The 20,217-nt window shown below is 67.9% G+C and carries 11 protein-coding genes; 1 reads left to right on the top strand and 10 read right to left on the bottom strand.

Going from position 1 to position 20,217, the window contains the following annotated elements:
- Nucleotides 1-85: 85 nt before the first annotated feature.
- From HLA91_RS03810 to HLA91_RS03845, 8 genes are all read right to left on the bottom strand, one after another.
- Entirely contained in the window at nt 86-1,300 is a 1,215-nt protein-coding gene (locus HLA91_RS03810; protein ID WP_170273620.1) for an FAD-dependent oxidoreductase, read from the bottom strand.
- Between the two features lie 5 nt (nt 1,301-1,305).
- On the bottom strand, nt 1,306-2,727 hold the full coding sequence (locus HLA91_RS03815; protein ID WP_170273621.1) for a glutamate synthase subunit beta: 1,422 nt from the start codon (nt 2,725-2,727) through the stop codon (nt 1,306-1,308).
- Entirely contained in the window at nt 2,720-7,327 is a 4,608-nt protein-coding gene (gene gltB, locus HLA91_RS03820; protein ID WP_170273622.1) for a glutamate synthase large subunit, read from the bottom strand. Before gltB ends, HLA91_RS03815 begins: the two co-directional genes overlap by 8 nt.
- Nucleotides 7,328-7,691: 364 nt before the next feature.
- Nucleotides 7,692-9,272, bottom strand: coding sequence for an HNH endonuclease signature motif containing protein (locus tag HLA91_RS03825; RefSeq protein ID WP_170273623.1), 1,581 nt, complete (start codon nt 9,270-9,272; stop codon nt 7,692-7,694).
- A gap of 523 nt (nt 9,273-9,795) precedes the next feature.
- Entirely contained in the window at nt 9,796-11,682 is a 1,887-nt protein-coding gene (locus tag HLA91_RS03830) for a dipeptide ABC transporter ATP-binding protein (RefSeq protein ID WP_170273624.1), read from the bottom strand.
- Nucleotides 11,679-12,686, bottom strand: a complete 1,008-nt coding sequence (locus HLA91_RS03835) for an ABC transporter permease (RefSeq protein ID WP_170273625.1) — start codon at nt 12,684-12,686, stop codon at nt 11,679-11,681. The genes HLA91_RS03830 and HLA91_RS03835 overlap by 4 nt, the downstream gene beginning before the upstream one ends.
- Complete coding sequence (locus HLA91_RS03840) at nt 12,686-13,777, bottom strand: ABC transporter permease (RefSeq protein ID WP_170273626.1); 1,092 nt, start codon at nt 13,775-13,777, stop codon at nt 12,686-12,688. Before HLA91_RS03840 ends, HLA91_RS03835 begins: the two co-directional genes overlap by 1 nt.
- Before the next feature lie 140 nt (nt 13,778-13,917).
- Nucleotides 13,918-15,555, bottom strand: coding sequence for an ABC transporter substrate-binding protein (locus tag HLA91_RS03845; protein WP_170273627.1), 1,638 nt, complete (start codon nt 15,553-15,555; stop codon nt 13,918-13,920).
- A 374-nt stretch (nt 15,556-15,929) separates the two neighbouring features.
- Between HLA91_RS03845 and HLA91_RS03850 the strand changes: the two genes are divergently transcribed.
- Nucleotides 15,930-17,492 (top strand): alanine/glycine:cation symporter family protein, encoded by a 1,563-nt coding sequence (locus HLA91_RS03850; RefSeq protein ID WP_170273628.1) that lies wholly within the window; start codon nt 15,930-15,932, stop codon nt 17,490-17,492.
- Between the two features lie 124 nt (nt 17,493-17,616).
- On the opposite strand, the gene HLA91_RS03855 is transcribed toward HLA91_RS03850, so the two are convergent.
- Both HLA91_RS03855 and HLA91_RS03860 read right to left on the bottom strand, forming a co-directional pair.
- Nucleotides 17,617-19,038, bottom strand: coding sequence for a hypothetical protein (locus HLA91_RS03855; protein WP_170273629.1), 1,422 nt, complete (start codon nt 19,036-19,038; stop codon nt 17,617-17,619).
- A gap of 143 nt (nt 19,039-19,181) precedes the next feature.
- Nucleotides 19,182-20,213: an LCP family protein gene (locus HLA91_RS03860; protein WP_239557088.1), complete on the bottom strand. Its 1,032-nt coding sequence runs from the start codon at nt 20,211-20,213 to the stop codon at nt 19,182-19,184.
- Between the last annotated feature and the right edge of the window lie 4 nt (nt 20,214-20,217).

The following is a 20,217-nucleotide window of genomic DNA, read 5'->3' on the forward strand; positions in this document are numbered from 1 at the left end:
GAACGCCCTTCGTCGGTTACAGGATCAGTGCGGAACAGACACATTGTAATCAGGCCCGCTCTTAGCAGTGTACGAGGCCGGGCTCCTAGCTGCGCAGTCGGCGCACCCAGGCGCGCAGATCGAGCGCTCGGCCGGCCGCGTCCGAGGCGGTGGGCCGGCTGGCGGGCGGCAGGGCCAGAATCTTCCGGGCCGCGTTGTGGGCTGGCGGCTGGTTGAGTGTTTCGGCCCCGCACAGCACCCCATCGATGAAGTGCAGCACCTGGAAGCGCCCGGACTGCTCGTCTCCGCTGACGATCGCGGTGTCGGTGCCGGTGACCCGGCCGGCGGCGAAGACACGCTCGGGGCCCTGGAAGCTCCAGTGCCACGGCACGTCGGTCCAGGCAGCGTCGGTTGCACGGTCTGCTGCGCGGTCTGCTGCGGTTTCTGCGGAGGCGAGCTGCGCGCCGAGCCATGCGCCTTGGGAGGCGGCTGCGGCTTCGGATTCCTGGGCACCCCAGGCTGCCATCGGACCGGTGGCGGGGTGGGCAAGATCACCGATCGCCCAGACGTTCGGGACGGTGGTGCCGCCGGCGCACACGTGCAGGCCGGCGTCGACGCGGAGCCGGCCGGCGCCGTCGCGGTCCCAGTCGGCGGGCAGCTCGGGCAGCACGGGGGCGGCGCCGATGGCGGCGATCCACAGTGCGTGGGCGGCGTAGTCGCTCGGGTCGGCATCGAGGACGAACCGCACGCCGGCGGCGGCGTGGCGGTCCATGAGCGCTCGGCTGATCGCCGGATGGTGGGCTGCGGCCAGCGGCTGGTCCCCGCGCAGGTAGACGGTGACCTGGTGTCCGGCGTCGGCGGCGCTGCGGGCGGCTTCGAGGGCGAGGTAGCCGGAGCCGAGGATGCCGATGTCGGTGTTCGTCTTGGCTGCTTGCCGGATCGCTGCGGCGTCGGCGGCGGTGCGGATGGTGTGGACGGGTCCGCCGGGCAGTGGGGTCTGGGGCCGGCGTGCGCGCAGGCCGGTGGCGATGACGATGCGGCTGGCGTCGATCCGGCGGTGCTGCTGCTCGCTGCCGCCGGCGAGGGTGATGTGCCCGGGCGCGATGTGCGTCGCACCAGTGCTCATGAGGGTGGCTTCGGGGGTGGGCAGCGGGGTGTGGCTGAGCTCGCGGGCGAAGAGGGTCTTCGACAGCGGCGGCAGTTCGCAGCGCTCGGGCCGCGGGTCGATGAGGATGAGGTCGGCGGTGCCGCCGGAGTCCCGGTAGCTGCGGGTGCATTCGGTGCCGGCGAGGCCGGCGCCGATGATGGCGATGGTGTCCATAGGGCTCATGGTCTCACGTGGAAGCCGCGGTCAGCCGGCCGCACGGGTGCGGGCAGGTCGGTGCTGCCGAGCAGGTGGCGGTCGACGGCGGCGGCGCAGGCGCGGCCTTCGGCGATCGCCCACACGATGAGGGACTGTCCGCGTCCGGCGTCGCCGCAGATGAACACGCCTGCGGTGTCGGTGCTGGCGTAGTCCTCGCCGCGCGGGAACGGCTGTTCGGGTCCGCTGAAGCCCAGTGCCAGGAGCACGAGGTCGGCGTCGAGGGTCTCCTCGGTGCCGGGTTCGGGCACCCGGCTGCCGTCGGACTGGATGCGGGTGCGGGCGAGGCGGACGGCGCCGATGTGGCCGTCGCCGCGGTCGAGGAAGGAGATCGTCGAGGCGAGGAAGCGGCGGGTGCCGCCCTCTTCGTGGCTGGTGGAGATCTCCAGGGTCCGCGGGGTCATCGGCCACGGCTGGTCGGCTGGCCGTTCGGCAGGCGGTTCGGCGCCGATGGCGAGGGTGGTGACGGAGGCGGCCTGCTGGCGCAGGGCGGTGCCGATGCAGTCTGAGCCGGTGTCGCCGCCGCCGATGATGACGACGTGTCTGCCGGCGGCGTCGATGATCTCGGTGTCGTCTCCGGCCTGCTGCCGGTTGACGGGCACGAGGTAGTCCATTGCGTGGTGGATGCCGGCCAGCTCACGGCCGGGGATGGGCAGATCGCGGGGCACGGGGGCGCCGGTGGCGATGATGACGGCGTCGAAGCGCTCGCGCAGCTGCTCGTAGCTGATGTCGACCCCGATCTCGATGCCGGTGCGGAAGCGGGTGCCCTCGGCGCGCAGCTGCGCGAGCCTGCGGTCGATGGTGTGCTTTTCGAGTTTGAAGTCGGGGATGCCGTAGCGCAGCAGTCCGCCGATCCGGTCCTCGCGTTCGTAGACGACGACGGTGTGCCCGGCGCGGGTGAGCTGCTGGGCGGCGGCGAGTCCGGCGGGCCCGGAGCCGACGATGCCGACGGTCTTTCCGGTCATCCGGTCGGGGATGTGCGGTGTCACCAGGCCCATCTCGAAGCCGCGGTCGATGGTGGAGACTTCGATCTGCTTGATCGTCACGGCCGGCTGGCTGATGGCGAGCACGCAGGAGTCCTCGCAGGGGGCGGGGCAGGCGCGGCCGGTGAATTCGGGGAAGTTGTTCGTCGCGTGGAGCAGTTCGAGGGCGCGGGCGGGTTCGTCGCGCCAGGTGGCGTCGTTCCATTCGGGGATGAGGTTGCCCAGCGGGCAGCCGTGGTGGCAGAACGGCACGGCACAGTCCATGCACCGGCCGGCCTGGCGGTGCAGCTGGGCGGGGTCGTGGGCTTCGGCGATCTCCCGGTAGTCCATCAGCCGGATGGGCACCGGCCGGCGGGCGGGCAGTTCGCGGGTGCGGGTGGTGAGGAAACCGTGCGGGTCAGCCATGCTGTGCCTCCAGGATCTGCTGCCAGGCGGTGTCGCCGTCGGGGTCGAGGCCGTGGCTGCGGCAGTTGTGCCGGATGGTCTCGACCGTGCGGTACTGCCGTGGGGTGACGGCGGTGAAGCGGGCGAGGGTGTCGTGGCCGCGGGCCATGCGGGCGAGCAGTTCGGCGGCCAGCGGTGAGCCGGTCAGGTGGACGTGGTCTCTCAGCAGTGCGGTGACGGTGGCGGCGTCGTCGCGGCTGAGCCGGCCGATGCTGAGGGAGTCGGCGCTGCGTTCGGCGGTGTTGAGCTTGTCTGCGGTGAAGTCGAGCAGGTAGGCGGTGCCGCCGGACATGCCGGCGGCGAAGTTCCGGCCGACGGGCCCGAGGATGAGGGCGGTGCCGCCGGTCATGTACTCCAGGCCGTGGTCGCCGATGCCTTCGACGACGGCGGTGGCCCCGGAGTTGCGGACGAGGAACCGTTCGCCGACCTGGCCGCTGATGTGGAGCCGGCCGCTGGTGGCGCCGTAGCCGATGACGTTTCCGGCGATGACGTTGTCCTCCGGCCGGCCGGCAGTGCTGGCTGCCGGCTGCAGGGAGATGATGCCGCCGGAGAGTCCTTTGCCGACGTAGTCGTTGGCCTCGCCGTGCATCCGCAGGGTGATGCCGGCGGGCAGGAAGGCGCCGAGGGACTGTCCGGCGGTGCCGGTGAGGCTGACATCGATGGTGTGGTCGGGCAGTGTGTCGGTGAGGAAGGTGCGGGTGACGGTGTGGCCGAGGAGTGTTCCGACGGAGCGGTCGACGTTGGTGATGCGGGCATGCAGGGTGACCGGCTGCCGGGAGGTCAGGGCCGCCTCGGCGCCGGTGATGAGCTGGGTGTCGATGCGGGCTGTGGGCACCTGCGGGCCGGTGCGGGTGCAGTGCCGTTCGCTGCCTGGAACGGCGACGGTGAGGATGTCGCTGACGTTGAGGCCGGCGGCCTTCCACTGCTGTTCGGCGGTGCGGGTATCGAGCCGGTCGACGCGCCCGATGGCCTCGTCGAGGCTGCGGAAGCCGAGGGCGGCGAGGTGCTCGCGGACTTCTGCGGCGAGGAACTGGAAGAACCGCACGACGTGTTCGACCTGGCCGGTGTAGCGGGAGCGCAGCTCCGGGTTCTGGGTGGCGATGCCGACCGGGCAGGTGTCCTTGTGGCAGACGCGCATCATGATGCAGCCGGTGACGACGAGCGGGGCGGTGGCGAAGCCGAACTCCTCGGCTCCGAGCAGAGCGGCGATGATGACGTCGCGGCCGGTTTTGAGCTGCCCGTCGACTTGGACGGCGACGCGGCCGCGCAGCCCGTTGAGGGCGAGGGTCTGCTGGGTTTCGGCCAGGCCGAGCTCCCATGGGGTGCCGGCATGTTTGAGGGAGTTGAGCGGGCTGGCGCCGGTGCCGCCGTCGTGGCCGGAGATGAGGATGACGTCAGCGCCTGCTTTGGCGACTCCGGCGGCGACGGTGCCCACACCGCTGGAGGAGACGAGTTTGACGTGGATGCGCGCCTGCGGGTTGGCGAGTTTGAGGTCGTGGATGAGCTGGGCGAGGTCTTCGATGGAGTAGATGTCGTGGTGCGGCGGCGGGGAGATGAGGCCGACGCCCGGGGTGGAGTGCCGGGTGGCGGCGATCCACGGGTAGACCTTGCCTGGGGGCAGCTGGCCGCCTTCGCCGGGTTTGGCGCCTTGGGCCATTTTGATCTGAATGTCGTCAGCGCAGGTGAGGTAGAGGCTGGTAACGCCGAAGCGGCCGCTGGCGACCTGTTTGACGGCGGAGCGGCGCAGCGGGTCGAGGAGACGGTCGGTGTCCTCGCCGCCTTCGCCGGTGTTGGATCTGCCGCCGAGGCGGTTCATCGCGATGGCGAGGGTTTCGTGGGCTTCCTGGGAGATGGAGCCGTAGCTCATCGCGCCGGTGGCGAAGCGGCGGATGATCGCACTGGCCGGTTCGACCTCGTCGAGTGGGATGGGTCCGTCGGGGCCGGGCTTCAGGTCGAAGAGCCCGCGCAGGGTCTGCAGGCCGGTGGCCTGTTCGTCGACACGGCGCGTGTAGCGGCGGAAGTGGGTTTCGTCGCCGGTGCGGGTGGCGTGCTGGAGGGTGAAGATCGTCTCCGGGTCGAACAGGTGGGGTGGGCCTTCGCGCCGAAACTGGTATTCGCCGCCGATCGGCAGCGGCCGGTGTGCCTGCGGTGGGTGGTCTGCGGGGTAGGCGGCCTGGTGGCGGGCTTCGACTTCGGCGGCGATGCCGTCGATGCCGATGCCTTCGAGCCGGGCGGTCGTGCCAGAGAAGTACTTGTCGACAAAGGATCCCTTGAGCCCGGCGGCTTCGAAGGTCTGGGCGCCGCAGTAGGACTGGATGGTGGAGATACCCATCTTCGACATGATCTTCAGCAGGCCCCGGCCGAGGGCGCGGAGGATGTTGCGCACGGCGGTCTGTTCGTCGATGCCGGTGATGCGGCCGGAGCGGACCATCGCCTCGGCGGTCTCCATCGCCAGGTAGGGGTTGACGGCAGAGGCGCCGAAGCCCATGAGCACGGCGACGTGGTGGACTTCGCGGACGTCGCCGGCTTCGGCGATGAGGCTCACGGAGGTGCGCTGTCGCTCGCGGATGAGGTGATGGTGAACGGCCGAGATCATGAGCAGGGATGGGATCGGGGCGAGTTCGGCGGTGGAGTGGCGGTCGGAGAGGATAAGGAACCGGGCACCGGCGGCGACGGCTGCGCTGGCTTCGGTGCACAGCTGCTCGAGGCGCTTGGCGAGGTGGGTGCCGCGGCCACCGGGGGTGTAGAGACCGCTGAGCACGACGGTGGCGGGGTGGCCGTCGACGCCGCGGGTGTCGGGCAGGCGGAGGAGCTTGGCGAGTTCATCGTTGTTGATGACAGGGTGGGGCAGCAGCACCTGGTGAGCGTTGGCGGGGCCGTCGTCGAGGAGGTTGCCCTCTCCCCCGGCTCCCATCGACAGGCTCGTGACGAGGTGTTCGCGGATGGCGTCGAGGGGCGGGTTCGTCACCTGCGCGAAGTTCTGGCTGAAGTAGTCGAACAGCAGGCGCGGACGTTCGGCGTAGGCGGCGATCGGGGTGTCGGTGCCCATCGCGCCGATCGGCTCGCTGGCGGTTTCGGCCATCGGGCCGATGAGGACGCGAAGCTCCTCTTCGGTGTAGCCGAAGGCGCGCTGTCGGCGGACGACGGAGGCCTGCGGGTGGATGATGTGCTCGCGGTCGGGGAGGTCTTCGAGCCGGACGGTGTGGGCGGCCAGCCAGTCGGCGTAGGGGTGGCCAGCGGCGAGTTCGGCTTTGATCTCGGTGTCGGAGACGATGCGTTCGGCGACGGTGTCGACGAGGAACATGCGCCCGGGGGCGAGCCGGCCGCGTTCGATGACGGTGGAGGGGTCGATGTCGATGACGCCGGTTTCGCTGGCAAGCACGACGAGGTCGTCGGTGACGGTGTAACGGGCAGGGCGCAGGCCGTTGCGGTCGAGCACGGCTCCGGCGCAGCGGCCGTCGGTGAAGGCGACGCAGGCCGGGCCGTCCCATGGCTCCATGATGAGGGAGTGGTACTCGTAGAAGGCGCGGCGCTGCGGGCTCATGTGGGGGTCGTTCTGCCAGGCTTCGGGGATCATCATCATGACCGCGTGGGGCAGGGACCGGCCAGCCATGACGAGGAGTTCGAGGACTTCGTCGAAAGAGGCGGAGTCGCTGGAGGCGTCGGTGACGATCGGGCAGAGCCGGGAGACGTCACGGGTGGAGCCATCGGACCATGGTGAGGCGAGCCGGTCGGAGGCCAGCCGCGATTCGCGGGCGCGCATCCAGTTGCGGTTGCCGCGCACAGTGTTGATCTCGCCGTTGTGGGCGATCATGCGGAACGGCTGCGCCAGAGACCATGACGGGAAGGTGTTCGTCGAGAACCGCGAGTGCACGAGTGCGATGCGGGAGGTGAAGCGCTCGTCCTGCAGATCGGGGTAGAACGGCGCGAGCTGGGCGGTGGTGAGCATGCCCTTGTAGGTGAGGGTGCGTGATGAGAGCGATGGGAAGTAGATCCCGGCGTGTTCGCAGCGCTTGCGCACGGCGAAGGCGCGGCGTTCGATCTCGGTCTCGTCGATGCTGCCGGTGGACTCGAGCGCGGTCGGCAGTTCGGGACTGAGGGCGAGGATCACCTGCTCGAAACGGGGCATGACCTCGCGGGCGGAGGCGCCTGCGGCCTCGGCGTCGACCGGGAGCACGCGCCAGCCGAGCACGGTCATGCCCTCCTCAGCTGCCACCTCGGCGACGGTGCGGCGGCCGGTTTCCGGGTGCTGCGGGTCGAGGAACGCGGTGCCGATGGCGTAGCTGCCGGCAGGCGGCAGCGGCGTGTCGATGACGCCGCGGAGGAAGGCGTCGGGGATCTGCACGGTGATGCCGGCACCGTCACCGGAGCCGGAGTCGCCGCCGACGGCTCCGCGGTGCTCCATGTTCCGCAGCGCGTCGAGCGCCTGTTCGACGATGGTGTGATCGGCTGCGCCGCGGTAGCGCACGAGCATCGCCAGACCGCAGGCGTCGTGTTCGGCAGCGGGATCGTAGAGGCCTTGGGCAGGCGGGACCGCACTGTATTGCGTGTGTGCAGTCATAGGGCGTGGCGTCTGTGAGCCGTGCTGCATGCGAGCCTCCTGTCCTCGGGCGTTGCTGTCGTGAACACCAGGAGGGCGTGCTGACGCGACTGCCTCGACATGGGACGCCACCAGCAGCTCGGAGGATGCACGGTGTGACTCTCTGTGCGAGACGTCTGCGCTGGCGCCTCCTAAGCGGGGGTTCAGACTAGCGGCAGGTCGGATCTGTCCCGTGATCCGTTTCACATTCTGGTCATCGGTTCGGGCGACCAGGGGGACGGCAGATGGCGCTTATGCGGCGGGCCGTACGCTATTCAGTTATCAAAGAGCGATCTGACACTGCCGTGCGGCAGGCAGAGGTTCGGGGGCATTGATCGGATCGGAGTCACGGAGCGGGCTGTGCGGTAGAGACGGCGAGCAGCTGCTGGGCGTGGCGCTGCCCGATCGGCGCTGATGGCGGATGTGACGGCAGGGTGGTGCCTCCGGGCAGGGTCCAGGTCAGCATTCCGGTGTCAGGATTGCGTGAGACGCGGAGTCTGCCTTCGGTTTTCATCTGATGGTGTTCCCGGCAAAGCGGGTGGAGGTTCGTCATCGCTGTCGGCCCTCCCCCGCCGGGGTCTTCGTGCTTGAACGGCTCGATGTGGTCGAGTTCGGCCTTGACTGCCGAGCGGTCACAACCGGGAAGTGTGCAGAACTGCCATTTCTCGACGAGCGCGACGCGCATGCGTTCGGGAATCGTGTAGCTTTCGGCCGCATGGTCGAGGACGGCGCCGCTTGCCGGGTCTGTCAACAGCCGGTAGACCGTGGAGTGACCGGAGCCGACGAGGTGGCGCGCAAGGGCGGGAGCGATCGGGCTGCCATCGACCGTGCCGGGAACGCTGGCGCCCTCACGCTCGTCGAGGAGGGTGAGTGCGGGCACGGTGATGGTGACGCGGGCCTGGCGTTTGAGCCATTCGCCGTCGACGGGGCATTCGATACCCACGTCGTCGAAGAGTTCACTGATGCGCTCGGCCGTAGCCTCCATGTCGACGCGTGCAGGGTTTGCCGCTTCCACGGTGGCGGCATCGAGGTCTTCGGCACTGGCGGTGCCGATGGTGCCGGCGGGACGCGACCCGACAAGGAAGTCGAACATCAGCTCATTCAGGGTGCGGTCGTCGCTGATGGCCCGACCTTCTGGTATGCCGAAGGCCGAGGTCAGACCCCGGATGGCGCTGCGGGCCATCCCGGCGAGTCGGGCGCCGAGGAGCGCGATGTCGTGGGCGGGGCCGCGGGCGATGAGCGTGCCCTGTCCGTGTGCATCGAAGTGGGTTTCGACGGTGCGCCGGTCCCGGATCTCGCGGGTGCGCTGTTCCCGGGTGGTGATGGCGGCGATGAGCTGGGTGACTGCTCGCTTGAATGCGGTCATGTCGGAGACGCGGATGCGGATGAGCCCGGCATCGAATTCTGCCAGCTGCTGCGATTCGAGGGACCGGGACCGTTCCGCGGCGTAGAGGTAACGGTCGAAGCCGACAAGCCCAACGCGCGCTTGGGCGGTGAACGCCGGCAGTCCGATCAGACCGCACGCTGCCGTATGGATGCGCAGGCGGACCTGCCGGACGGTGGTGTCGAGAGCGTCAGCCAGGTGCATAAGCGAGGTGGCCGAGAGTCGTTCGAGAAGCCAAACACAGGCCTGGTGCCGCCGTTCAGCCTCGTTGCAGAGGTCTGTGACGTCACGGTCGGCGAGCCCGAGCGCGCGCGGATCGGCGGCAAGCCAGCGGATGGCGGCGATCTGCTCGGCGAAGTCTTCGCGCGCATCAGCCGAGGTGCGGGCGAGGAAGGCGTCGAAGAGATGTCCGAGCTCCGTCATACGCTGGGAGTCGATGGCGCGGGCGGCGGAGGTGAGGCGGTAGAGGCAGTCACTGAAGTCCGCGACACCGAGCAGAGCATCGTCACCCTCTCGGGCCATCGGCTGCTGCGTTACGGACATCTTCGTCACCTCATCTCGCACATCAACTGCGCGCTCTGTACGCTCAATTATACATCAGTACGAATCCATTTCACATCAGATTCGATTACTCTCAGGCAGCTCACATATTCGAACGCACAGTCGAGTATCGGCGGAGGGGCGCTGTTCGAGGGAGCGGAACCACCGCTCCCGGACACGGCAGACTCCCCTCCGCCATGGCAGCCGCTGCCTCCCGAGGCAGAGATCCCGGCAACGGAAACCACGACTTGAGGAATGGAGACTACGACCTCGGCAGCGGGGACCACGACCTCGGCGACGGGGACCCGGGCCACGCGATGGGCGACTGCAACGGGGCCATACGCGGAAGCGAAGGAGGCGCACGGAAGCGCGCACAAGCAGCGGGAGGGTGCGGTTATCCGCGCCCTCCCTGAGCTATCCGCGGCGGGCCTTACGACGGCCGGCCAGCCCTGCCCCAGCCAGCCTCAACGCCAGCCAGCCTCGCCCCAGCCGGCCGCGCGCACCCGCGCTCGACGCGCACCCTCCCCTACACGCGGGCGCGGATCTCGCGGGCGAGTTCGCGGCGCTTGGCCTGCTCGACGGGGTCGGGCACGGGCAGCGAGGCGATGAGTTTGCGGGTGTAGTCGTGCTGCGGGCTGCCGAGCACCTGCGCGCCGGTGCCCTCTTCGAGCAGGCGGCCGTGGAAGAGCACGCCGATGCGGTCGGAGAGCATGTCGACGACGGCGAGGTCGTGGCTGATGAACAGCGCGGCGTAGTGGAACCGCTCCTGCAGCTCAGCGAAGAGCTCGAGCACGCGCGCCTGGACGGACACGTCTAGGGCACTGGTGGGCTCGTCGGCGATGAGCAACTCGGGATTGAGCGCGATGCCACGGGCGAGCGAGGCGCGCTGGCGCTGACCGCCGGAGAGCTCGTGCGGGTAGCGCTGGGCGTAGGCCTCGGGCAGCTGAACGGCTTCGAGCAGCTCGCGGGTGCGCTGGCGGCGGTCGTGAGCGGACATGTCCGGCTGGTGCACGGCGATCGGCTCAGCGACGCACTCGCCGATGCTCAAGTGCGGGTTGAAAGACGCCGCCGGGTCCTGGAAGACGAATCCGATGCGCTTGCGCAGCGGCTTGAACTTCCGCTCCTTGAACCCGACCATCTCGTGGCCGAACACGGTGAGCGAGCCGCCGGTGGCCTTCGTCAGGCCGGCGATCGCACGCCCGATGGTCGTCTTGCCGGAGCCGGACTCGCCGACCATACCGAACACCTCACCAGGCCGGATCTCGAAGCTGACCCCGTCGACGGCGGTGAAGTCGGGCTTGCCGATCCCGCCGGGGTAGACGATCTCCAGGTCTCGGGCCACGACGATCGGGGCGGCGTCCGGGCCGGTGCGCCCCGCCTCGGCGCCGGTGGCCGTTCCCGAGGCGCCGGCGGCCTCTCCCGAGGTGGTGGCCGCCCCAGCAGACCCCGCTCCCGAGGCGCCGGTCGCCTCACCAGCCCCAGCCTCGGCTCCCAGCCCGCCGGCCTCGCGCTCGGACACCGAGGTCAGGCGCGGCACGGCGGCGAGCAGGCTGCGGGTGTACTCTTCGCGCGGATCGGCGAACAGCGTCTGCACATCGGCGGTCTCGACGAGGTCGCCGCGGTACATGACGGCCACGCGGTCGGCGAGGTCGGCGACAACGCCCATGTTGTGGGTGATGAGCACGATCGCGGTGTCCATCTCGTCGCGCAGGTCGCGCAGCAGGTCGAGGATCTCGGCCTGCACGGTGACGTCGAGGGCGGTGGTGGGCTCGTCGGCGATAATGAGCTTCGCTCCGAGCGCGAGCGCCATCGCGATGACGATGCGCTGCTTCTGTCCGCCGGAGAACTGGTGCGGGTAGTAGTCGCAGCGTTCGGACGCGTTGGGAATGCCGACCTTCTCCATCGCCTCGACGACGCGGGCGCGCAGCTCTTTGCGGCCCATCTTGGGATTGTGCACGCGCAGGCCCTCGGCGATCTGCCAGCCGACGGTGAACACCGGGTTGAGGGCGGTCGAGGGCTCCTGGAACACCATCGAGGCGGATCTGCCGCGCAGTTCGCGCAGCTGTTCGCGGCTGGCGGTCACGACGTTGTCGCCGGAGACGATGATCGCCCCGCCGACGGTCGCGGTCTCGGGCAGCAGGCGCAGGATCGACTTGGCGGTCACGGTCTTGCCGGAGCCGGATTCGCCGACGATCGCAAGCACTTCGCCTGGCGCGACGGCAAGCGAGAGGTCGTTGACGGCGTGCACGTCACCGCCGTCGGTGGCGAAGGTGATGTCGAGGTCCTCGATGCTCAGCAGCGGCTCGCGCCCCGCGCCCGAGGCGGTGCTCGCCTGTCCTGCCTCCGCTCCCGAGGCGGTGGCCTCGTGGCCGCCGCCGGCACCTGTGGCTGGGGTGTGGCTGTCGTCTGTCATGCGTTCTCCACCTTCTTTGCGCGGGCCTTCTTCCTGCGCACGCGCAGCCGGGGGTCGTTGAGGTCGTTGATGGACTCGCCGACGAGCGTGATGCCCAGCACCGTCATGACGATGGCGGTGCCGGGGAACACGGAGGTCCACCAGATGCCGGAGGTGACGTCGGCCAGTGCCTTGTTCAGGTCGTATCCCCACTCGGAGGCCGAGGTCGGCTCGATGCCGAAGCCGAGGAAGCCAAGGGCTGCCAGGGTGAGGATCGCCTCGGAGGCGTTGAGCGTGAAGATGAGCGGCAGGTTGCGGGTGGCGTTGCGGTAGATGTGGCGGGCCACGATCCGCGTCTTCGACACGCCGATGACCTGGGCAGCCTCGACGAAGGGCTCGGCCTTCAGCCGCACGGTCTCAGCGCGTACCACCCGGAAGTACTGCGGGATGAACACGACGGTGATCGAGATCGCTGCGGCGAACACGCCGCCGATGACGTTGGACTGCCCGCCGGAGATGACGATCGTCATGACAATCGCCAGCAGCAGAGTCGGGAAAGCGTAGATGGCATCGGCGACGACGACGAGGATCCTATCGAGCCAGCCGCCGATGTAGCCGGAGACGAGCCCGAGGATGACGCCGAGGAAGATCGACATGAGCACGGCGACGACGATGACGAACACAGCGGTACGCGCGCCCCAGATGACGCGGGAGAGCACGTCGAATCCGCCGACGGTGGTGCCCCACGGGTGCTTGGAGCTCGGCGGCTGCTGGGCGCCGAAGCGCCCGGCCTCGTCGGCGAGCTGATTGAACCCGTAGGGGGCCAGCAGCGGGGCGAGCAGGGCGGTCAGCAGCACGATCGCGCACATGACGAGGCCTGCGATGAGCATGCCGCGCTGCAGCCCGACGGACTGCTTGAGGTGGCTGATGACCGGCACCCGCGAAGTCCAATGCCGCTTCGAGGCGCCGGTGGCGGCGTGTGCGCTGCCGGTGCTGTCGTTCGTGCGATCGGTTGGCTGGGTCATCAGTACCTCACTCGCGGGTCGATGAGGGCGGCGATGATGTCGACGATGAAGTTCGTCACCGCGACGATGACGGCGAGCATGACGACGATGCCCTGCACGGCGACGAAGTCGCGGGCGGTCAGGTAGTGGGCGAGCTGGAAGCCCAGCCCCTTCCACTCGAACGTCGTCTCCGTCAGCACCGCGCCTGCGAGCATGAGGGCGATCTGCATGCCCATGACGGTGATGATCGGGATGAGTGCTGGCCGGTAGGCGTGGCGAGTCACGAGCCTGAACTCGGACACACCTCGGGAGCGGCCGGATTCGATGTACTGCTGACCGAGCGTGCCGATGAGGTTGGTGCGCACGAGGCGGAGGAACGTTCCGCCGGTGAGCAGGCCGAGTGCGATCGCCGGCAGCACGGCGTGGCTCATGACGTCGGTGAAAGCGGCCATGTCGCCGATCCGCAGTGCATCGATGAAGTAGATGCGGGTGGGTGCGACCACCCCGCCCATGACGAGTTCGGTCGAGGAGCTTGCACGGCCGGCGATCGGCAGGATCGGGAAGAGCACGCCGAAGATGAGCTTGAGGATGAGGCCGGCGAAGAACACCGGGGTGGCGTAGCCGAGGATCGCGAGCACGCGCAGGGTGGCGTCGGGCCAGGTGTCGCGGAAGCGGGCGGCGATCATGCCCAGCGGGATGCCGAGCAGCAGCGCGACGATGAGCGCGAAGAACACGAGCTCCAGCGTCGCGGCCCCGTAGGTCATGAGGATCGAGGTGACCGGGCGGTTGTCCGACAGGGTGGTGCCGAAGTCGCCGCGCAGCATGTTTCCGAGGTATTCGAAGTACTGCACGAGGATCGGCCGGTCGTAACCGGCCGCGGCGACGCGCTCGGCCAGCTGCGCTTGGGTCAGGCGCCCGCCGAGGGCGGCGGTGATCGGGTCGCCGGTGATGCGCATGAGGAAGAAGACGAGGGTGGTGAGGATCCACACGGTCGGGATGATGAGCAGGAACCGGATGAGGATGTATCTCCCCAGGCCGGATCCGGAGCTGCGTTTGGCCGTCTTCGCTGCTGGATCCTCAGCGAGATCGGGCACCTGGACGCTTGCGGTCATGGGCTCACATTTCGTGGGTTGGGATCTGGGTGGTTCTGGTCTCCGCCGCCGAGGCGTCTCTCGCCTCCCGGCAGACCGGAGCCGAGGCGGGGGTCTGGTGGGATCCCCGCCTCGGCTGCGGTGCGCGGTTCAGTCGGGCGTCACTTCTCCAGCAGCGCCAGGCGGAACTGGAAGGACGGGTCGAGGGTCTCGTCGACGCCCTTGACGTCCTTGCCGGCGACGGCGATCTGGTTGCCCTGCAGCAGCGGCAGGGTCGGCAGATCTTCGCCGATGATGTCCTGCGCCTTGCCGAGCTCCTCAGCGCGCTTGCCCTCGTCGGCCTCGGAGCCCTGCTCCTTGAGCAGCGTGTTGAGCTCGTCGTTGGTGTAGTGGTTGGCGAGGAACGACGGGTTCTCCTCGGTGTTGTAGAAGAACGGCACGAGGTAGTTGTCGCCGTCGGCGTAGTCGGGGAACCAGCCGAGCTGGTACAGCGGGTAGACGTCGGCGGTGCGGTCCTCGGCGTACTTGACCCATTCGGTGGACTGCAGGTCGACGGTGAACAGGTCGGTCGACTCCAGCTGGTCCTTGATGAGCGCGTACTCGTCACCGGAGGACGGGCCGTAGTGGTCGGGGTTGTACTGCAGCTTCAGCTCGACCGGGGTCTCAACACCGGCGTCCTCGAGGCGCTTCTTGGCCTTCTCAGCATCGGCGCCGCCGTTGCCGTCGCCGTACATCTCCTTGAGCGATTCCTTGGCTGCCGGCAGTTCGGTGGGCATGTGCGAGTACAGCGGGGTGTAGGTGCCCTTGTAGACCTGGTCGGCCACGGCCTCACGGTCGATCGAGTCGGCCATCGCCTGGCGGACGGCCAGTGCCTTGTCCTCGTCGGCCTCATCGGTCTTGGCACCGTAGGGCATGGTGTCGAGGTTGAAGACGATGTAGCGGATCTCACCGCCGGGGCCCTGGTGGACCTCGACGCTGTCGCTGCCTTCGAGGTCTTCGATGTCGGTGGCCGACAGCGAACGCCAGGCCACATCGATCTGACCCTTCTCGACGTCGAGCTTCATGTTGTTGGCGTCGGAGTAGTAGCGCATCTGCACGTTGGACGTCTTGGCCTCGCCGAGCGCGCCCTGGTATTCGGGGTTGGCTTCGTAGGCGACGAGCTCGTTGAACTGGTACGAGCCGATCTTGTACGGGCCGCCGAAGGCGTCGCCGGAGACGATGTCGTCATCGGGGGTGATCTCGTCGGCGGAGAAGGTGTCCTCATCGACGATCGGGCCGGCCGGCCCGGCGAGCACCTGCGGGAAGATCTGGTCGTTCTCCTTGTTCAGCTTGAACTGGACCGTCAGGTCATCCGGGGTCTCAACGGATTCGAGGCTGCCGAGCAGGGAGGACGGGCCGTTGGGGTCGGCGATGCCCAGCTGGCGGTCGAAGGAGAACTTCACATCGGAGGACGTCAGCTCGTTGCCGTTGGAGAACGTCAGGCCCTCCTTGAGCTTGACCTCGAAGGTCTTCGGGTCGGTGAAGTCGGCCGATTCGGCGATGTCGTTCTCGATGTCGGCGGTGCCGGGCTTGTAGCTCAGCAGGAAGGGGAACACCTGCTTCATGACGAAGAAGGAGCCGTTGTCGTACGAGCCGGCCGGGTCGAGGACGGTCACCTTGTCGGTGGTGCCGATGGTGAGCGCATCACCGGACTCTCCTTCGCCACCGCCGCCGGTGGTCGAGGTGGAGCAGGCCGACAGCACCATCGCTGCCGCGCCGAGCGCTGCGCCGGTGGCCAGCAGCTTGCGTGATCGGAACATGAACGCGCCTTTCGTCATTCAGGAGTGGAGCAGACGTCATCCTAGTGCTGCGGTGTCACGAGGCGACGGCTTGAGCCATGTATATCCCAGATCGCAACCGAAGTGTGACCGTGGGCACGGGACTCCCCCGCACCTGCGGACGTTCGACAGCGTGCGACCCGAATACCAGGACGTTCGTCACGCCGCTAGGGGGATGCGGCGATTCACAGTGAATTGACACACACCACTGAATGTGGCTGAATCACCTCTTGTGATGCCGCGCACAAGGATCGTGCGCGTGCCGCTGTTCCCCCTCCCCTCCCGCATCCGGGACCGGAGGATGCTGCCGCCTTACCCGAGGCGGTGGCTGGGCTGATTTCCTAAGGAGTCCTTTCATGTCAGACATCATCAGTCTGCTCAACGACCTCGTCTGGTCGCCGGTGCTCGTGTACCTGTGCCTGGGCGTGGGCGTGTTCTTCACGATCCGCACGAAGGCGATCCAGATCCGCCGGATCGGCGACATCTTCGTCTACATGTTCACCGGCAAGGGCTCCTCCTCGGGGGTCTCGTCCTTCCAGTCCCTGGCGGTCTCGCTGTCCGGCCGCGTAGGCACCGGCAACATCGCCGGTGTCGCCACCGCGATCGCGCTCGGCGGCCCGGGTGCGGTGTTCTGGATGTGGACGGTCGCCCTGCTCGGCGCCTCCACCTCGTTCGTCGAGTCGACGCTGGGCCAGATCTACAAGGAGCGCGACCGCGACACCGGTGAGTACCGCGGCGGCCCGGCCTACTACCTGGCCAAGGCCTATGCGCACACGAAGGCCAAGGGCCTGTTCCAGCTCTACGGCGCGATCTTCGCCTGTGTCACGATCTTCGCCATGAGCTCGCTGCTGCCCGGCGTGCAGGCCAACGGCATCTCCTCGGCGATGGCCAATGCGTGGGGCCTGGAGCCGTGGATCCCGGCTGTGGGCATCGTCATCGTGCTCGGCTTCATCATCATCGGCGGCATCAAGCGCATCGCGAACTTCGCTTCGATCGTCGTGCCGTTCATGGCTGTCATCTACATCATCGGTGCGCTCGTCGTCGTCATCATCAATGCCGGCGCCATCCCTGAGGTCATCTCGCTCATCTTCTCCTCGGCCTTCGGCGTCAACGCCGCTTTCGGTGCCGTCATCGGCGAGGCTGTGGCCTGGGGCGTCAAGCGCGGCATCTACTCCAATGAGGCCGGCCAGGGCACCGGCCCGCACGCCGCAGCCGCCTCGGAGGTCTCCCACCCGGCCAAGCAGGGCCTGGTGCAGGCCGGCGCGGTCTACATCGACACGCTGCTCGTGTGCTCGGCCACGGCGTTCATGATCCTCTCGACCGGCATGTACCGCGTGTATGAGGGTGAGGACGGCGGCCCGCTCGTCGGCGAGGGCGGACGTCTGCCCGAGGGCGTCGAGGCAGGCCCCGGCTATGTGCAGAACAGCTTCGACACGATCGTGCCGGGCCTGGGTGCGAGCTTCATCGCGGTCTCGCTGGCGTTCTTCGCCTTCACGACGATCGTGGCCTACTACTACATGGCAGAGACGAACCTCTCCTACCTGCTGCGCAACTCGCGCAACACGCTGCTGCGCAGCGTCCTCATGCGCCTGCTGCAGCTGGCGATCCTCGTGGCCGTCGTCATCGGTGCGGTCGGCGGTGCCGGCGACGCCTGGACGCTCGGCGACATCGGTGTGGGTCTCATGGCGTGGCTCAACATCATCGGCATCCTGCTCATCCAGGGTCCGGCGTTCAAGATCCTCAAGGACTTCGAGGCCCAGCGCAAGGCCGGCAAGGATCCGGTCTACATCCCGGAGAAGTGCCCGATCCCGGGTGCTGAGCACTGGGAGTCGGGTCTGCACATCGAGGCGCACGAGGAGGCCACCGGTCAGAAGATCGACCGCCGCACCGGCGATCTCCTCGACCTCCCGCGCCCCTGATCTGCTGGCCTGACCGGCAGGGCACCTGACCGGCGGGTCACCTGACCGGCAGGTCACGTGACTGAACCGGCCCTGGCCGATGGAGATCCCATCGGCCAGGGCCGGTCTCATGTCTGCGAAGCCCTCACCCGTGCACGAACTCGATCGTCGTCGCCGTGCTCGGGGCGATGTCCATGACGAGCCGCCCGTCCTCGGCGGTCTTCACGCCGCTGCCGGAGTCGGCGAATTCGGCGAGCTCCCGGTATCCGGTCTGGCTCTGCGCGGCATTCGAGGGCGCATGGATCTGCGCGGCGCGTTCGGCGGTGAACCCCTCCGGGACACTCACGGTCACCTCGCGGCTGCCGTACTGGGCGGCGTCGGCGTTGTTGACGATGGTGACGATGTAGGAGCCCTCGGTGCGCACGGCGTAGGCGTAGGCGTCGCTGCCGCTGACGGCGACGTCGTGGAAGGTTCCGCCCACGCCGATCTCGGACAGCCGCAGGCCCTGGAAGTTCGGCTGCGTGAGCACCTCACCGTCGCCGTCCTCGCCAGTGCCCTCGGCGGAGCAGACGACCGACATCGGCGCTCCGCCCTTGCAGGCGCCGAGCATCGAGTGCATGTTCATCCGCTCGACGCCCATCTCGGCGGCATGCAGCACGTAGTCGACGGTCCACAGCGCCGAGGCGTGGGTGCGGGAGGTGTCGTTGGTTCCCGGGCAACTGGTCGGCCCGGTCTCCTCGACCCATAAGGGGATGTCGGCGGCTGTGGCCTTGTCCAGCCCGATCGACAGGAGGCGTTCGGCGCTGTCGTGGGCCAGTGGGTTGACGAGGTTCTCCCATTCGGGCCCGCGCCCGGGGACTACGTCCGAGGTGCATTCGTAGGTGGCATACCAGTGCTGGCTCAAGGCTACGGTCTCGTCGAATCCGGCATCGAGGAACGCGGTCATCCATGAGCCTTCGGCCACGCCTGGCCCGACGAGGCTGACGTCGTCGCCGACGCGCTGCTCGATCGCCGACCTGTACGCTTCGACTTGCTTGAGGTAGGCGTCCTCATCCCACTCCCCGGCCTCGCGGATCTTGAGCCCCTCGCGGTGATCGGCGGTGAACCCGTTGGGTTCATTGCCGATCGACACCGCCAGCAGGTGGGATCCGAAGGCCTGCTGCGCATGGGCGACCATGTCTGCGCCGCGCTCCGGATCGTAGTCACCCAGTGGGATGCCGAGAGTCACACTCGCGTCGACCTTTTCGACCGTACGCGCGACGCGGTTGAGATCCTCTGGAGTCACGGCGACTCTGCCAGCTGGCGGCTGTTCCCCCGACGAGGTCCAGAACATGCCCCGGTCGAGCTGGTTGCCCCCGAACCGCAAGCCCGGGCTGCCGAGTTCGGCCAGCACGTCGTCGAGGTTCCCGGCGTCAGGGTCCCAGCGCGGATCAGCCAGGTCCGTGGCCTCGAAGGAGATGCCGATGTTGTCAGCTGACAGCGCAGTACTCGCGGGGTCCGTGCTGACGCCTACGTCCACTGGATCGGGGTTGGGCGCATCAGAGCCGAGTTTCTGCACAAAGGGCACGACTGCGTCGCCAGCCTCACCCCGACCAGATGTGTCGTCTGAGCGGTCGCGCTCTTTCCCGTTGGTGCAGCCCGTGACGAGGACGGTGATGGCAAGCACTGACGCCACGCCGGCCGTAACGAGCCGGTGCCGAGCTGAGGTTGTCACAGGTGCTGCTGGTCGGCGTTTGCCGCGTAGTCCTTCACGGTGTCGTCCTTGAAGGCCTTGCGGACGTTCTCGAGTTCTTTCTCGTCGACCTTGACGTATGACTGGCCATCGGATGATCGGCCGACACCCGCGATGGGAGCGGTGAAGAAGTCGATATCGTCGCTGCGGATATCGCGCATCGCCAGCGCATACCGGGAGATCGCTGAGGAATGCAGTCCCGAGTCCAGGTACATGTACGGCGAGAAGTCCCGGACCATGCCGGTGACCTTGTTCGGGTTGGACAAGGTATCAGCGTCGACGATCTTGCCGAACAGAGAGGACATGAACTCCTGCTGGTTGCGGGCACGCTGTAGGTCTCCGTCGGCGAACTGCTTTCGTGCGCGAACGAAAGCCAGCGCTGCTTCACCGTCGAGGTGGTTTGTTCCCTCCGTGAAGCTGTGACCGCCGCTCGAGAACGCCTGCGAGGATTCGACATCGACACCGCCCACCGAGTCGGTGAGCAGCTGGAAGCCCTCGAAGTCGATCATCGCCACGTGGTTGATCGGCGCGCCGATGAAGTCCTCAACAGTGCTGACGGCGAGCGGCAAGCCTCCATACGACAAGGCCGCGTTGATCTTCGCCTTGCCGTGACCTTCGATCTCGACCCAGGAGTCACGCGGGATCGACATGAACTGGATGCTCGAACGATCCTCTGGGACGTGGGCAACCATGATGGTGTCAGAGCGGAGTCCGCGCGAGTTCGAGAAGTCCACCTGATCCATGGGCTCATCTGCGCCGAGCACAAGGATGTTCATCGCTCCGCCATCGACCGGCGGCGGCGTCTTGTCACCGAAGACCTGCTCGTCAGGGATCGTGTTCGAGTTCTTGTCAAAGGTCCGGCCGAGGTACCACGCATATCCGCCGACCGTTGCAACGAGTACAAGAACAAGGATGAGGAATCCGAAAAGAATCTTCCTGCCAGTTCGGCGAGGCTTGCGCCGCGGTCTCTGGCGACGCTCCGAGGCATCCTCAAATATGTCGTCGGGCATTACA

The sequence above is a fragment of the Brevibacterium luteolum genome (genome assembly GCF_013004595.1).
Taxonomy (GTDB): Bacteria; Actinomycetota; Actinomycetes; order Actinomycetales; family Brevibacteriaceae; genus Brevibacterium; species Brevibacterium luteolum.